The 14546-nt window shown below is 56.9% G+C and carries 13 protein-coding genes and 4 pseudogenes; 16 read left to right on the plus strand and 1 reads right to left on the minus strand.

Annotation, left to right across the window (positions count from 1 at the left end):
• Window positions 1-11 precede the first annotated feature (11 nt).
• The 14 genes and pseudogenes from WT60_RS04630 to WT60_RS04695 all read left to right on the plus strand — a co-directional run.
• On the plus strand, window positions 12-1334 hold the full coding sequence (locus WT60_RS04630) for a sulfotransferase family 2 domain-containing protein (protein ID WP_060355496.1): 1323 nt from the start codon (window positions 12-14) through the stop codon (window positions 1332-1334).
• Between the two features lie 99 nt (window positions 1335-1433).
• Window positions 1434-2285, plus strand: a complete 852-nt coding sequence (locus WT60_RS04635) for a hypothetical protein (protein ID WP_060355558.1) — start codon at window positions 1434-1436, stop codon at window positions 2283-2285.
• A complete protein-coding gene (locus WT60_RS04640) occupies window positions 2282-4078 on the plus strand; it encodes a DUF4214 domain-containing protein (RefSeq protein ID WP_060355497.1) in 1797 nt (598 codons plus the stop codon). The genes WT60_RS04635 and WT60_RS04640 overlap by 4 nt, the downstream gene beginning before the upstream one ends.
• Window positions 4079-4095: 17 nt before the next feature.
• On the plus strand, window positions 4096-5031 hold the full coding sequence (locus WT60_RS04645) for a WcbI family polysaccharide biosynthesis putative acetyltransferase (protein WP_186448565.1): 936 nt from the start codon (window positions 4096-4098) through the stop codon (window positions 5029-5031).
• Window positions 5028-5870 carry a sugar nucleotide-binding protein gene (locus WT60_RS04650; RefSeq protein ID WP_060355499.1) on the plus strand — a complete coding sequence of 281 codons (843 nt, stop codon included), beginning with the start codon at window positions 5028-5030 and terminating at the stop codon, window positions 5868-5870. Before WT60_RS04645 ends, WT60_RS04650 begins: the two co-directional genes overlap by 4 nt.
• 9 nt (window positions 5871-5879) lie before the next feature.
• Entirely contained in the window at window positions 5880-6893 is a 1014-nt protein-coding gene (locus tag WT60_RS04655) for a GDP-mannose 4,6-dehydratase (protein ID WP_060355500.1), read from the plus strand.
• A gap of 15 nt (window positions 6894-6908) precedes the next feature.
• Window positions 6909-7949, plus strand: a complete 1041-nt coding sequence (locus WT60_RS04660; protein WP_060355501.1) for a dehydrogenase — start codon at window positions 6909-6911, stop codon at window positions 7947-7949.
• Complete coding sequence (locus WT60_RS04665; protein ID WP_082759253.1) at window positions 7931-8524, plus strand: D-sedoheptulose 7-phosphate isomerase; 594 nt, start codon at window positions 7931-7933, stop codon at window positions 8522-8524. The genes WT60_RS04660 and WT60_RS04665 overlap by 19 nt, the downstream gene beginning before the upstream one ends.
• 1 nt (window position 8525) lies before the next feature.
• Entirely contained in the window at window positions 8526-9218 is a 693-nt protein-coding gene (locus WT60_RS04670) for a nucleotidyltransferase family protein (RefSeq protein WP_060355503.1), read from the plus strand.
• Window positions 9215-9784, plus strand: a complete 570-nt coding sequence (gene gmhB, locus WT60_RS04675; protein ID WP_060355504.1) for a D-glycero-alpha-D-manno-heptose-1,7-bisphosphate 7-phosphatase — start codon at window positions 9215-9217, stop codon at window positions 9782-9784. Before WT60_RS04670 ends, gmhB begins: the two co-directional genes overlap by 4 nt.
• Window positions 9785-10051: 267 nt before the next feature.
• Window positions 10052-11254, plus strand: a complete 1203-nt coding sequence (locus tag WT60_RS04680) for a capsular biosynthesis protein (RefSeq protein WP_060355505.1) — start codon at window positions 10052-10054, stop codon at window positions 11252-11254.
• Entirely contained in the window at window positions 11251-12039 is a 789-nt protein-coding gene (locus tag WT60_RS04685; protein ID WP_060355506.1) for an SDR family NAD(P)-dependent oxidoreductase, read from the plus strand. The genes WT60_RS04680 and WT60_RS04685 overlap by 4 nt, the downstream gene beginning before the upstream one ends.
• A 1-nt stretch (window position 12040) precedes the next feature.
• Window positions 12041-12250, plus strand: a pseudogene (locus WT60_RS04690) (LTA synthase family protein); the annotation flags it as partial.
• Window positions 12246-12623: pseudogene (locus WT60_RS04695) on the plus strand (capsular biosynthesis protein); the annotation flags it as partial. The pseudogenes WT60_RS04690 and WT60_RS04695, both read left to right, overlap by 5 nt.
• 6 nt (window positions 12624-12629) lie before the next feature.
• Here WT60_RS04695 and WT60_RS04700 read toward each other — a convergent pair.
• Window positions 12630-13446, minus strand: a pseudogene (locus tag WT60_RS04700) (IS5 family transposase).
• Between the two features lie 85 nt (window positions 13447-13531).
• Here WT60_RS04700 and WT60_RS04705 point away from each other — a divergent pair.
• Window positions 13532-13756 (plus strand): annotated as a pseudogene (locus WT60_RS04705) (capsular biosynthesis protein); the annotation flags it as partial.
• Window positions 13749-14540, plus strand: a complete 792-nt coding sequence (locus WT60_RS04710; RefSeq protein WP_060355509.1) for an SDR family NAD(P)-dependent oxidoreductase — start codon at window positions 13749-13751, stop codon at window positions 14538-14540. The pseudogene WT60_RS04705 and the gene WT60_RS04710, both read left to right, overlap by 8 nt.
• Window positions 14541-14546 lie beyond the last annotated feature (6 nt).

A 14546-nucleotide genomic window follows, 5' to 3' on the forward strand; every position in this document is an offset into this window, starting at 1 on the left:
GGCAATAACGTATGCGTGAGCGCACCGTCGATTATTCGTTTCGCAGCATGGCCTGCAGTGGGGAGCGGCTGTCGCGTCAGATTGTGTTTCATCACATTCCGAAAACGGCAGGATCGTCATTCAATCAGATACTTCGTACGATATATCACGATCACGAAGTATGCAATGCCGCGTTGGATTACGAACTTGATGAAGCGATGGCCGATGAGACGCGTCACTACGGACTATTTGTCGGGCATTTCAGCTTTGACGCGCTGCATCGACACTTCGGCGGCGCAACGCGTTTAACTTTTCTTCGTGATCCGGTTCAGCGTTGTATTTCCCAGTATCACAACTGGCATGACTCTTCGCGCTATTCAGATGCCTGGATCGGACGCAATGAGGCTAACCTGGATGTAATCAAAGCGCTGAAGATGACGTCCGAGATGTCGCTTTGCGAATTTGTGAGTTCGGACAATTTCGTGATTTCCGACAGCGCTCAAAACATGATGACTCGCTACCTCGCGCCGAGCGTCGAATGGAAGAGGGAGCGTGGATACTATGACGCCGCGCTCGTCGAGGAGGCCAAGCGCAATCTCGTCGAGTATTTTCATTTCTTCGGCCTGACCGAGCAATTTGACCGTTCTTTAGTACTCCTTGCGCATACCCTCGGTATCCGGCCATGGGAGCGAAGCGAGGCACTGCTAACTAATCGAAATCCGAAGAAGGCCTCGTTTGGTAGTGGTTACGATACCACACCTGAAGAAGCCGACGTTTTACGCGATTACAACTTGATGGATATCGAGTTGTACGAGTTCGCGGTGAAGGAGTTCAATCGCCGTTTTGATGCGGGTTACCAAAAGCTTGTCGAGTGCGTTTTTGAGTATCTCGCTGACAAGGACACGCGCGATATTGGCAATGCTGGCGATTTCCACGTGTTCGACATGACGAATGCAGTCGGCGCTCGAGGTTTGCATTTTCTGGAATCCACCCGGTTGCCATGCGGAGCAGATGTTCTTGGACGTTGGACAGGGCTGGAGCCTCGGGCTGTATGGGAGATTCCGCTTCGCGCGGGGCGCGACAGTCATGTTGTGATCGAAGTTGACTATATCGATAGTGTGTCGCAGGTGGCACTGGCGCCAGAGCACTTCACATTAAACGGGATGCTGGCCATGCAGCACGCGTTCAGCGCCGAGGGCTCGGTCCAACGTCTGCGCCTGGTCTTTCCCGCCGGCACCGCGCTTGCCGGTAGAATGTTGCACACGTTGAAATTGGCTACTCCGCTTGTGCGTGCGGAAGATGGGACGCGCGACGTTGGGGTACTTCTATTGCGCTTACAGTCTTACAGCGTTTAGGTAAAAGAAGTGATAAAAATCGTGAAAGACCAGGATGTTGAGGGTTCCGGCGCGGTGGCCTCATATTTGGCCGGTCGCATCATCGCTGGCGGGCGCCGGGTGCGTGTTCTCTCGCTCAGTGAAGCGAGAAATGCTCATGCTGTTGAACGATCGATTCCATCAAACGAGTCAGTCATTTCCCTGACGGCACATTATCGACCGTCAGCTTCGGAGAAGATTGTTTACTGGCTTGACGAACCGCGCGTGGGTGCGGAAAAGGAAGCGCCGAGCGTCTTTATTCGGTTCAAACATTTTTTTGCCGGCGCGATGAACATCGGCTCACTCCGCGGTGAGCGGGTGTTTGTGAACGACACCGTTGCAAAGAGCGAGCTAGCCACCCGTCTGGCGCGGATAGATGTGTTGCCGTTCCCATTGACGAGCAAAGTTGGCGAACTGCCCGGCGAATATGGTCGCGCGATCGTAGTGGAAGTCGGCAATGTCGACATGGCGGATGACGATCTGGTTGCTGGTCTCGATGCCTTGGGCCAGTCCGGTATCGAGGATTTGCTGGTATTTTCCGCCAGCCAGCGGGTGCGCGAGCACATTATTGGAATCAGCGAGCGTGTTGCATCGAAGCCAAAGATCGTCCAGGAGTTTGGTGCTTTTGAGGCGGCGTTGTCCCGTAGCCTGTTGTATGCGGGAATCGGGCTTGATGCGCGACTCAGCTTTCAGCGCCTGTCTTTGGCGGCGGCATTGTTGCGACCCGTCGTACTCTACCGGTCGTCGATCGACGAGCGCTACTTCGTGAATGAAGTGACCGGGTTTGAAACCGAAGATGTCGATCTCGTTGGCCGGATTGCCGGGATGTTCGCGAGTGGCGTGCTGTCGCCGGGGGCATTCGGCGAAAGCCTGCACCTTCATCAGATGAGGCGTTACAGCCCGGAAAAAATCTTGATGGACGCACTGCAATGAAGCTTGCATTTTTTACGCCGTTTCATGCGGCATGCGGCCCCGGCTTCATGTCGAAGGCCGTTGTCGAATGTCTGAAAGACTATTTCGACGTCACGGTCTTCTATCAATGGCACGACATGCATCGGCCTTACGAGGTTGAAGATGTCAACGTTCGTATCATTGAAAGCGATATGGACATGGAGCCTGTCGCCCGCGAATTCGATGTAGTAATTTACAACCTGGGCAACAACGAAGAGAATCACTACTCTATCTTCCAGTGCTTGAAGAAGTTGCCGGGTATCGTCGTGCTACACGATTTCGTTATGCAGCACGGGATCGTTAACGATCTGTTCAATCGTAAGCAAAAGCCCGATCTGTACTATTGGTTGCTCGCCGCGCTGTACGGGAAGGATGGTGTGCGAGCGTGTCATTCTAGCGCGCTGAGTTATGCAGGAGGTGTGCGCGGCGGGTGGGATTCGCCGTCGGTGGCCGCGTTTCCGATGTTCGAAGTTTTTTCCGGGCTCGCGTCGGCGTGTGTGGTTCATTCGAAATTCTTTGAGAACCAGTTGAAGCCGCACTTCGCCGGTCCGATTCTCAGGACACGGAATCCGTACGATCTCAAACGTGTACCTTCCGAAGAAGTGATTGACACCTTCTACAGGGTTCGCGGGAAGGCGGGTGGAAAAGTTGTTTTTGCAGCGTTCGGCCATATGTCGCCGAGCAAGTGTATCGACCGGGTCCTGCGCGTCTTCGGCCATTCAGAGCGGCTCAAGAAGGAAGCCCGGCTCATTCTTTGCGGTGGCGCTTCACCCGAATATAACCAGTATCTGCGGCGCCTGTGCGCTGACGGCGATCTCGGTCATTGCGTCGAGTTTCGTGGTTCAGTCAGCGATACCGAACTGTATGCGCTTCAGGTTGAGGCTGACGTATTCGTCAACCTCCGGCAGCCTAATACCGAGGGGCAGTCGGGGTCGCTGATCGAACAGCTCGCAGCTGGCAAGCCAGTGATCTGCTACGACACGGGTTGTTATGCCGATCTGAGTGAAGACGTCGCATATAAAGTGCATAGTACGGCCGATTTCAACGAACTTCAGCGCGTATTCGAGCGTCTCCTGAGCGGTGTTGCCGAGCGTCGAGAAGTGGGATTGCGAGGCCGCGCGGCAGCACTGGAATACGATTGTGCGCGTTATGCGCGTGAACTGTTCGAGTTTGTCTTTGAGAACCGCGAGTATTTGAAGGCTTTCCAGCGACGGAATTTCGACGGACTGCGACCTCTGGGCGTTTCCGGAGCTACCATCGATACGCGGCATCCCGAAAACTATTCGAAGACGCAATCCATCTGGGGCGTGCTGGACGGCTTCGTTCCCCACGCGTCGTCGCAGGCACTTTCCCTGATCCCCGGGGATGCACGACGTCACTACCTGTCCTTTTTGACCCAGCCATATCGGCCGTTGGTTGACAGCCTCCTGGAATTGTCGACGAGCGATGTTCAGGAAGTCGAACTGGAGGCGGACGGGACGTCGTTGTATTCGACTGCATCGGTCCCGGTACTAGACACGTCGTTCTGGGCAAAGTTGAAATGTCCGGTTAGCGAGCACTTCGCTTATATCGGTTACAAGAAACTACTGTGTCGCGAACCGGATCTTGCCGGCCTTCGCGACTACGCAGAGAAGTTGGCGTCGGAAACGATATCGAGGAAGGAAATGATTTCGGCCATGCTCCGTTCTACTGAGTTTGCGGAGCGCTTTGGTGACATTCGGAAAAGTAGCGACTACGTCAGCCTTACGCGCTGGGCAGACGCTCAAGTCGCTTAACGTACGGAGATCGGTTGATGGCACAACGAAAGAAATATTCCGTGTATGGCTCGTGTCAGGCACCGGCGTTAGCCAAGATGCTGAACAGTTGTCCGGAATTCGCCCGCGACTGGGAACTGGTGGAGATGGAACCGTGCTTTGTCGCCAGCGAAGAGCAAATCGATCACCATCTTGCGGAAACGATACCGAAGCTCGATCTATTTCTTTATCAACCTGTTTCGGACGGGTATCGAGGAGAGAAGTTCTCGTCGGTATTTCTCAGAAATAGTATATCGCCGGATAGTATCGCCTTGTCGGTGCAATATATGCATTGGGAAGGCTATCATCCTACCGTTAATTCACCATACGGCCTGCCGCCACATCCGGAAGGTTATGTTGATGCCTTGATTGCGGGGGCTGTCGTCATGGATGTTGACAGGGATACCTACCTCCGGCACTTGGAGGAGATTGGCGCGTCTCTACGCATCGATATCGACGAGATCGAAAGCTGGTGCGCCGACGAGCTGAAGTCGCGAGAAGTCGGTGAAAACGATGGTGGGAAGCAGCTCGATATTTCTATCACCGATTTCATTCTGGCTAACTGCCGTAAAAAGCGACTGTTTTACACGATGAATCATCCGACCGCGACATTGATGCGCGAAATTGCAGCGCGATGCATGCTGGCGGTCGGTTATACCTATTCGGATATTAACTTTGATCAGAATATCGATCCTTTGGATGTAACCAAGATGTCCTTGTATCCGATATATCGAGATTGCTTCGATTTTTCAGAATCGAACAGAATGAATGAGTATCAGGTGCTTTACAAGAAGAAGGCTTACGAACCGTATCTATTGGAGCAGTTCGAGTGGTTTGGGCGCTCGTCTAAGGCCGACGTTTCTGCGTTCTTTGATCGTGTTGCTGCAAATCGTCGATGGGTCCGGACGGCGTTGCGCAGGGCTTTTGAATCATGAAGGTATTCCTGGTGGGCAGCACGGGGTACATCGGTAAGGCATTGCGCGATGCATGCAGCCGGCGCTGGAGAACGCTGGGAACTTCGACGCGGGATGGCGCCGACATTGTTTTCTCGTTAGCCCGCGCCGAGGCTTTTCCATACGAACAAGTGAGTGCGGGGGATGTTGTCGCAGTCGCTGCGGCTATATCGTCTCCGGACGCTTGTGCAAAGGACTATGAGACGGCATTCCAGGTGAATGTGACGGGAACCTTGAGGCTGATTCACGGCGTAGTGGCTCGAGGCGCGCGCGTCATCTTTTTCTCCAGCGATACGGTTTACGGGGCAAGCGAGCAGTCGCTGGATGAGGAGGCGGAACTGGCGCCGGCCGGTGCTTATGGTGCGATGAAGCGCCAGGTGGAGGTGGAGCTTGGTGAGAATCCGGCCGTTAAGGTGATTCGACTTTCCTACGTTTTCTCACTTCGTGACCGATTTACGCAGTACCTGCTCGGCTGTGCGAAGGAAGGGAAACGAGCTGACATATTCAAGCCTTTTTCACGCTGCGTCGTGTACTTGAGCGACGTCGTGGAGGGGGTCGTTTCCCTGATCGAGCGCTGGGATGCGCTCGACGAGCGAGTTATCAATTTCGTCGGGCCGGAGCTGGTTGCTCGTGAGGATTTCGTCGAAAAGATCAGAAATCTGGCAGTGCCGGGGCTGGATTATGAGTTCAGCGAACCCGAGGACGATTTCTTCGTAAATCGACCTCGTATCATTAATGTAAGTTCTGCGCGTTTCGAGAGACTGCTGGGGCGGCGCCCTCGCAATCTCGGTGAAGCGATTAATCTTGAATTTTCTAATTAGCGGTGCGATATGGCAAAGCGTGTTTTGATTACGGGCATTACGGGGATGGTGGGGTCGCATCTGGCCGACTTTCTGTTGGAGAATACGGATTGGGAAATCTACGGTCTGTGCCGCTGGCGTAGCCCTCTCGACAACGTTTCTCACCTGCTTCCGCGTATCAACGAAAAGAACAGGATCCGGCTGGTGTACGGCGATTTGCGCGATTACCTTTCTATCCACGAAGCGGTCAAGCAGTCGACGCCCGATTACGTATTCCACCTGGCTGCGCAAAGCTACCCGAAGACCAGCTTCGACTCGCCGCTCGACACGCTGGAGACGAACGTTCAGGGGACGGCCAACGTGCTGGAAGCGCTGCGCAAGAACAACATCGATGCCGTCACGCATGTTTGCGCGTCGTCGGAAGTGTTCGGGCGGGTGCCGCGCGAAAAGTTGCCGATCGATGAGGAGTGCACGTTCCACCCGGCATCGCCGTATGCAATCTCTAAGGTGGGTACGGACCTGATCGGTCGGTACTACGCCGAAGCGTACAACATGACCGTGATGACCACGCGGATGTTCACGCATACCGGCCCGCGTCGTGGCGACGTGTTTGCCGAATCGACGTTTGCCAAGCAGATCGCCATGATCGAACGTGGGCTGATTCCGCCGGTCGTGAAGACGGGCAATCTCGACTCGCTGCGGACGTTTGCCGACGTACGAGATGCGGTACGGGCGTATTTCATGCTCGTGACGATCAACCCGACCCCGGGTGCCTATTACAACATTGGCGGCACGTATTCCTGCACGGTTGGCCAGATGCTCGATACGCTGGTCTCCATGTCGACTTCCAAGGACGTCATCCGAGTCGAAACGGATCCGGAGCGGCTGCGCCCGATCGATGCAGATTTGCAAGTCCCGAACACGCAGAAATTCGAGGCCGTCACCGGTTGGAAGCCTGAGATTCCGTTCGAGAAGACCATGGAGGATCTGCTGAATTACTGGCGCGCCAGGATTTCCGCTGGCGAGAAATTCTTGACCCGATAGAAACATAGACGATCGATGAATCCGACAATCATTCGCGCACGGGCCCCGCTGCGGTTGGGCCTGGCGGGAGGGGGGACCGACGTAGCTCCCTACGCCGATACTTTCGGGGGTTATGTCCTGAACGCGACCATTGATCGCTACGCATACGCGGTGATCAAGACGCTCACGATACCGGCCGTGCGGTTCGTCTCGACGGATCAGCGGGTAGAAAAACACAAGCTCATTTCTGAGCCGCTGGAGCTGAACGGTACGCTGGACCTGCATAAGGCGGTGTACACCTACATGATCCGGAACTACAACCACGGCAAGCCGATTCCGCTTGAACTTAGTACGTTCTGTGATGCTCCCGCAGGTTCTGGGTTGGGTTCGTCGTCTACGCTGGTCGTCGTGATGATCAAGGCGTTTGTCGAGTTGCTGAATTTGCCGCTGGATGACTACGCCATTGCGCAACTGGCTTATCGGATCGAACGCGTCGATTGCGGGTTGGCTGGAGGACGTCAGGACCAATATTCGGCGACGTTCGGGGGCTTCAATTTCATGGAGTTCTATGAGGAAGAACGTACGATCGTGAATCCGTTGCGAATCAAGAACTGGATTCTTTGTGAACTCGAGGCCTCGCTGGTCCTTTTTTACACGGGCGTGTCTCGCGAGTCGGCAAAAATCATTCAGGACCAGAGCGACAATGTGGTGTCGCAGAAGACCGCGGCGATCGAGGCGATGCACGGTATCAAGCGCGAGGCGCTGGTCATGAAAGAGGCATTGCTGAAGGGCGATTTCAAGGCCTTTGTCGCCTCGATGCGCCTAGGTTGGGACAACAAGAAGAATTCGGCGCGAACCGTTTCCAACGCACATATCGACGAGATTTACGACGCGGCAATCCGTTCCGGTGCTCAGGCGGGAAAGGTTTCGGGTGCGGGCGGCGGCGGTTTCATGCTGTTTTTCGTACCAACTGAAAAGCGCATGGATCTGATCAGGACGCTTGGCCAATACGACGGACAAGTTAGCAACTGCCACTTTACGAAGAACGGGACGCAGGCATGGAGAATCGCGAATTGACGTACATCACGGACAGCATTGCCGAGGCCCAGCGGGTGATGGCTGCGATGCTTGCAGACGACCAGTTGCTTGCGACGGTTCAGAAAGTTGCCGATACCTGCATTGCATCCCTCTCTCGAGGTGGCAAGGTGTTGCTCGCCGGTAACGGCGGAAGTGCTGCTGATGCCCAGCATATTGCAGGGGAGTTTGTTAGCCGGTTTGCTTTTGATCGCCCCGGGCTTCCAGCAGTGGCGTTGACGACGGACACGTCCATTCTCACTGCGATCGGTAACGATTATGGCTATGAGAAGCTGTTTTCCCGTCAGGTCCAGGCACTCGGTAACAAGGGCGATGTCCTGATCGGTTATTCGACGTCTGGAAAGTCGCCGAACATACTGGCGGCTCTTCGGGAAGCAAAGGCAAAAGGGATGACGTGCGTTGGCTTCACCGGCAATCGCGGTGGAGAAATGCGTGAGCTGTGCGACTTGCTGCTCGAAGTCCCGTCGCCGGATACCCCAAAGATCCAGGAGGGGCACCTGGTTCTCGGGCATATCGTTTGCGGGCTGGTAGAGAACTCCATTTTCGGGAAGCAGTGAAATGAGGGAAGCGATCATCTTGGCTGGGGGGAGGGGTACGCGCTTGCGCACGGTTGTTTCCGACGTTCCTAAGCCGATGGCGCCTATTGCCGGCAGGCCATTTCTTGAAATTCTCTTGGCGCGTTTGAGCGAGAAAAGGTTTTCTCGGGTGGTCCTCTCCGTTGGTTTCATGGCTGAGAAAATCGTAGGCCATTTCGGCGACCGCTTTGCCGGAATCGACCTCGCGTATTCGGTCGAGAGCAATCCGTTGGGTACTGGAGGCGCACTGAAGGCAACGTTGCCGTACTGCGAGGGCGACCACGCGTTCGTGTTCAACGGTGATACGTACCTGGATCTCGAAGTTGACGAGTTGGAGGCCGGTTGGCAAAGCGGTGGGTTCCCGACGATCGTTGCTCGGCAGGTGCCGGATACGGGGCGATACGGCAGGCTCGTCGTCGATGACGGTCGGGTGACCGGTTTCGCCGAAAAAGGAACTCCGGGACCGGGCTTGATTAATGCAGGTTGCTATGTTCTGCCGAAGGACATTCTTGCTGGCGAGACGGCGGAGAAGTTTTCGTTCGAGGCCGATTTCATGTCATCCGCTGTCCAGTCTCGCAGGTTCGATGTTTTCGTGACGCGCGGGCAGTTTATCGATATCGGGATCCCCGAGGACTTTTACCGCGCTCAAGATGAGCTTTCTGGAATCTGCAAGTGAAGAATCGCGCGTTGTTCCTGGATCGCGATGGCGTCATCAATCGCGACGACGGCTATGTTTTTGAGATCGAGAAATTTGTCTTTCTGGACGGAATTTTCGAGCTTGCCAGAGCCGCCAAGGCGTTAGGGTACTTGAGCATCGTGGTGACAAACCAAGCGGGGATCGGGCGCGGCTACTATTCGGAAGATGATTTTTTTCGCTTGTCCGACTGGATGAAAGGGGTCTTTGCGACCGAAGATGCACCGATCGACGGCGTGTACTTTTGTCCGACGCATCCCGAGCACGGCATTGGCCGGTATAAGGTCGAGTCCCGGTTCAGGAAGCCGAATCCAGGGATGATCCTGGCGGCGCAGCGTGATTTCGATCTCGATCTGGGGGCGTCGTTACTTGTCGGGGATAAGGAGTCCGATATTCAGGCCGGGTTGACAGCCGGCGTCGGGACGACTCTCCTCGTATGTGAGCAGGACGCATCGCGTGTGGCAACAACGGCAAACGCCGTCGTCCGCAATCCGCGCGACGTCATTCGTTTTCTGACGGGCCCCGGACCGGAAGCAGGATCGTTCTGAGGGGCTTGGCATGGTCAATGTCAGGTGTTCCACGTACGCGTCGCCCAAATTTGCATTGAGTAACGCCATGTGCTGTTCGTGCAGGTGACGCATGCACATGCGTTCGCGCAACCGAGCGGGGTATGTGTCTTCACTGACGTCGTGCTGTTGTAGGTCAGGGTGTTAGAAAAAGGGCGTGGGTGTCGAGCCGTAAGGTGAGTGTTGCTATTTTGGTTGCAACTTGTTCGAGCGCGTTGGGCCTTCATAACTCAATTAGATAAGAATTGTATGTCCCGCTTCTTCCTTGCCCTGCAAGGCACGGCCTCCCCTTTTTTTGGTCGACTCGCTGCTGGTCTCGGCCAGCGAGGTCACCAGGTTCGGCGTGTGAATTTTTGCGGCGGAGATCTAGCGTATCAAGGTTCGGAAAGCGCTTGGAACTATCGCGACGAACCCGAAGGTCTCGTTGCGTGGTATCGCGATGCCATTGTGACTAATGGAGTGACGGATGTACTTCTGTTTGGAGACTGTCGCGCGGTTCACCGGCCGATGCATGAGATCGCTCGCGCGTCGGGTGTGCGTGTTCACGTATTCGAAGAGGGTTATGTTCGACCGCACTGGATCACGATGGAAGGGCACGGTGTCAATGGACGATCGTTGTTGCCGCGAGAACCTGCCTACTATCTCGACGCACGCCAGCATATCCCACCCGTAGTACCTGGGAAACCTACCGGCTACAATCTTTACGAGCGCGTCTGTCACGATATCAGGTACCGCATGGCCAACGCGCTGTACGCGCATCGTTTCCCACATTACAAATCTCACCGTCCCAGAAACGGTTTTCAGGAATACGCGGGCCTAGCGTATCGCGCCATTCAACAACGTGTGCGCGATAAGGAGGCCGAGAACGTCGCCCGCGATCTGCTGGAGCGAAAACGCAGATACTATCTGTTTCCGCTGCAGCTCAATTCCGACTCCCAGATCGTCGATCATTCCCCTTTTGGCGGTATTTGCGACGCGATTGCGATTGTTTTACACTCATTCGCCGAAAATGCGCCCGACGACAGTTGGCTTGTCATCAAGAATCATCCGTTGGACACCGGTCTGATCGGCTACCGTCAATTTGCAACGGCACTTGCCACTGAGTTAGGTATCGAGAAGAGGATGGCCTTCATCGATGCAGGCCACTTGCCGACATTGCTCGATCATTGTTGTGGCGTGGTCGTGATAAACAGCACGGTCGGTTTGTCCGCCCTCCACCATCGACGTCCGCTCGTTGCGTTGGGCACCGCGATCTATTCGATGCCGGGGCTGACTTGGCAGGGCAGCCTGGCGGACTTTTGGACGGAGGCTGGTAGCCCGGACATGAATCTCTATCACGCTTTTCTCGACTACGTGATGCACCATACGCAGATCAACGGCGATTTCTATACGCGTACGGGTATAGAGATGAGCGTCGCCGGCGCTGTGGGCCGGCTCGAGGCGCTGTCGTGAGCGACAGTGCCTGGCCGCGGCATATCGCGATCACGGGGGCTAGCGCCGGTCTCGGGCGCGCGCTGGCCCGAGCTTACGCACGATCCGGGGTGGTGCTGAGCCTCGGCGGACGTAACGCGGTGCGCCTTGAGGAGAGCGCAGCCGATTGCCGTGCCCGCGGCGCTACGGTTTTCGTCGCAACCATTGATGTCCGGGACGCCGATGGGATGCGGCGGTGGCTTGAACAGTTCGACGACGCGCACCCGATCGACCTGTTGATCGCTAATGCCGGCGCGGCCAGTACGCTCACGCATAGCGGCGGCTGGGAGACGCGCGAATGCACCGCAGCAATTGTCGATACGAATTTCTACGGCGCGATGAACGCCGTACTGCCGATCATCGATCGGATGCGCACGCGTGGTAGCGGCCAGGTCGCGCTGATCAGTTCGCTCGCGGCGCTGCGAGGCATGGCGATTTCACCCGCCTATTGCGCGAGCAAGGCTGCCTTGAAGGCATGGGGCGACTCGGTGCGCCCGGTGCTGAAACGCGACGATATTCGTCTGTTCGTCGTTTTGCCTGGCTTTGTCAAGACCGCGATGAGCGACGTTTTCCCGGGAGACAAGCCTCTCCTGTGGTCGTCCGACAGGGCTGCGCAGTACATACAGCGCGGGATTGCCGCCCGGCGTGCTGAAATTGCATTCCCCGGCCTGCTCGCGCTGGGCATGCGGCTGCTCCCACTGTTGCCTGCGGTGATTGCAGATGCGATCCTCGGTCGATTGTCCTATTTGCCCCGCGAGGAGCGATAGCGTGGCGTCATCGATGCCGATCACGTTCGTCTTTGCCATTACCCTGTCATTTGCTGCAGATACGAATGCACTTCCCCGTGTAGCCGTTCGCCGTCCCTCCTTGGCGTTGCACACCGCAAGCGTGTTATTCGTCGCCTGCGTCATCCTTGCTCTTACCCGTCGCCCGCATTTTGCTGCGTTTCTCGCGGTGGCGCTGGTATCACCGTCAGGCCAAGGTGGTCACGCGGGAACTGCTCGACGGCGGATGGCCGTACTATCTCTTTCCGCTGCAACTGAATTCCGATGTGCGGATCATCGTACATTCGCCCTTCGGCGGCGTGCGCGATGCCATCGACCGGGGGATCTGGTCGTTCGCGAAGCATGCATCGCAAGGCGCCACGCTGGTGATCAAGAATCATCCGCTCGACACAGGATTGATCGAGTATAGGCGCTTCGCGATGTCGCTCGCGCACGCAGTCGGTATTGGCGGGTGCTTGCGCTTTATTGACTCCGGCCATCTGCCGACACTGCTTGCATTCGCGCGCGGCGTGGTGGTGGCCAACAGCACGGTCGGCTTGTCCGCACTGCACCATGAGCGCCATTTAGAAGTTCTAACAGAATGATTTGTGACGGTGTCGCCAGCAAGTGATACAGGCGGCGATGTTCACGAACGCTTCGTGGATCGCCGCGAGGCGTTTGAACCGGATGCGCAGTCGCCTGAAATTGTGTATCCATGCGAAGGTACGCTCGACGACCCGGCGAGTCTTGCCAAGGCCGCTGCCGTGAGGCTTTCCACGGCGAGCGATCTGAGTAGCGATACCGGCAGCGCGCAGAGGTTTGCGATATTTGTCGTGGTCGTGGCCGCGATAGGCTTGCACGACGACGGGCTTTGATAGCGGCCGTCCACGCTTGCCGCGAATGGGCGGAATGGCCCCGATCAGAGGCAGCAGTTGAGTGACGTCGTTGCGGTTGGCGCCCGTGAGAATCAGCGCGAGCGGGATGCCCTGCGCTGCGGTAACGAGGTGGTGCTTTGAACCGGGTCGCGCCCGATCGGTGGGATTGGGTCCTGTTTGACCTGATCCCCCCGTACAAACGGAGGATGAAACGATGACCACGCGCGACCAGTCGATGCGATCGGCCGCTCGAAGTTTCACCAGCAGCACTTCGTGCAGCCGGTCCCAGGCGCTTGCCTGTTGCCTGTTGCCAGTCGCGCAGTCTGCGCCAGCAACTCATGCCCGAGCCGCATCCCATTTCCTGCGGAAGCATCTCCCAGGGAATGCCGGATTGCAGCATGAACAGGATGCCGGTGAGCACGGCGCTATCGTCGAACGGCTTGCGCCCCGGGTATCGCGTGTGGCGTGGCTTCGGTGATGGCAGCAGCGGTTGGATGAGTGGCCACAATTCGTCATCGAGTAACGGTTTTGCCATACCCCCCTCGTCAGCGAAACAACGAAGAGGCTTACAGAGCGTGCGCCGGGTTAACCGCCCTCGCCACTCATTTTGTTAGATCTTGTTAATTGCGCCCGGTACGGCCATATATAATATGCGCGGCCTGACTTGGCAGGGAGGGCTGGACGACTTCTGGGGCAACGGCGAGCCTCCCAATATGGTTCTTCACCACGCCTTTCTCGACTATGCGATGCACCACACGCAAATCAACGGTGATTTTTATACGCACACAGGCATTGCGATGGCGGTGAAGGGCGCTGTCGACCGCTTGGATCGCGCGGATGCGTAGCCGCGGGCCTATCCACATCGTCATCACGGGCGCCAGCGCCGGCCTCGGCCGGGCCGTGGCGCTTACCTATGCACAACCGGGCATCATGCTGGGTCTTGTCGGTCGCGATCGCGAGCGGATCGCCGCGACCGCGGCAGCCTGCCGTGCGCGCGGTGCTACGGTAGAGACAGGGGCGATTGACGTGCGAGACGCGGCGGCCATTGCCGCTTGGCTGGACGATTTCGACTCTCGACATTCGATCGACCTGCTGATCGCAAACGCTGGCATCGCCAGTACGATCGCGTCGGCTTCCGACTGGGAGGGGCTCGAGCGTACGGCGCGCGTTATCGACACCAATCTTTACGGGACGCTGAATACAGTCCTGCCCGTCATTGACCGGATGCGCGAGCGCAGACGCGGCCGTATCGCGATGGTCAGTTCGATCGCTGCATTGCGCGGCATGGCGATCTCGCCGGCGTATTGCGCGAGCAAGACCGCGATCAAGGCCTATGGCGATTCCGTACGCCCGCTGCTGGCGCGCGACGGCGTGGGCGTCACGGTCATCCTGCCCGGCTTTGTGAAGACCGCGATGAGTGACGTGTTCCCCGGCGATAAACCGTTCCTCTGGAGTGCCGAGCGTTCGGCCGCATACATCCGCCGACGGCTCGATGCGGGCCGAAGCGAGATCGCATTTCCCGGATTGCTCGCGTTCGGCATGCGGCTGCTGTCGCTGTTGCCGGCCGCGCTCGCCGACGCGATCCTTGACCGTTTGTCCTATCTGCCGCCAAAGGACCCGGCCAATTGAGCGCGC

The sequence above is a fragment of the Burkholderia sp. MSMB617WGS genome (assembly GCF_001532025.2).
GTDB lineage: Bacteria > Pseudomonadota > Gammaproteobacteria > Burkholderiales > Burkholderiaceae > Burkholderia > Burkholderia savannae.

What these genes read in the sequence shown, in the direction of transcription:
- WT60_RS04630 (WP_060355496.1), top strand. Translation starts at nt 12, where the DNA reads ATGCGTGAGCGCACCGTCGATTATTCGTTTCGCAGCATGGCCTGCAGT.
- WT60_RS04640 (WP_060355497.1), top strand. Translation starts at nt 2,282, where the DNA reads ATGAAGCTTGCATTTTTTACGCCGTTTCATGCGGCATGCGGCCCCGGC.
- WT60_RS04645 (WP_186448565.1), top strand. Translation starts at nt 4,096, where the DNA reads ATGGCACAACGAAAGAAATATTCCGTGTATGGCTCGTGTCAGGCACCG.
- WT60_RS04650 (WP_060355499.1), top strand. Translation starts at nt 5,028, where the DNA reads ATGAAGGTATTCCTGGTGGGCAGCACGGGGTACATCGGTAAGGCATTG.
- WT60_RS04655 (WP_060355500.1), top strand. Translation starts at nt 5,880, where the DNA reads ATGGCAAAGCGTGTTTTGATTACGGGCATTACGGGGATGGTGGGGTCG.
- WT60_RS04660 (WP_060355501.1), top strand. Translation starts at nt 6,909, where the DNA reads ATGAATCCGACAATCATTCGCGCACGGGCCCCGCTGCGGTTGGGCCTG.
- WT60_RS04665 (WP_082759253.1), top strand. Translation starts at nt 7,931, where the DNA reads ATGGAGAATCGCGAATTGACGTACATCACGGACAGCATTGCCGAGGCC.
- WT60_RS04670 (WP_060355503.1), top strand. Translation starts at nt 8,526, where the DNA reads ATGAGGGAAGCGATCATCTTGGCTGGGGGGAGGGGTACGCGCTTGCGC.
- WT60_RS04680 (WP_060355505.1), top strand. Translation starts at nt 10,052, where the DNA reads ATGTCCCGCTTCTTCCTTGCCCTGCAAGGCACGGCCTCCCCTTTTTTT.
- WT60_RS04710 (WP_060355509.1), top strand. Translation starts at nt 13,749, where the DNA reads ATGCGTAGCCGCGGGCCTATCCACATCGTCATCACGGGCGCCAGCGCC.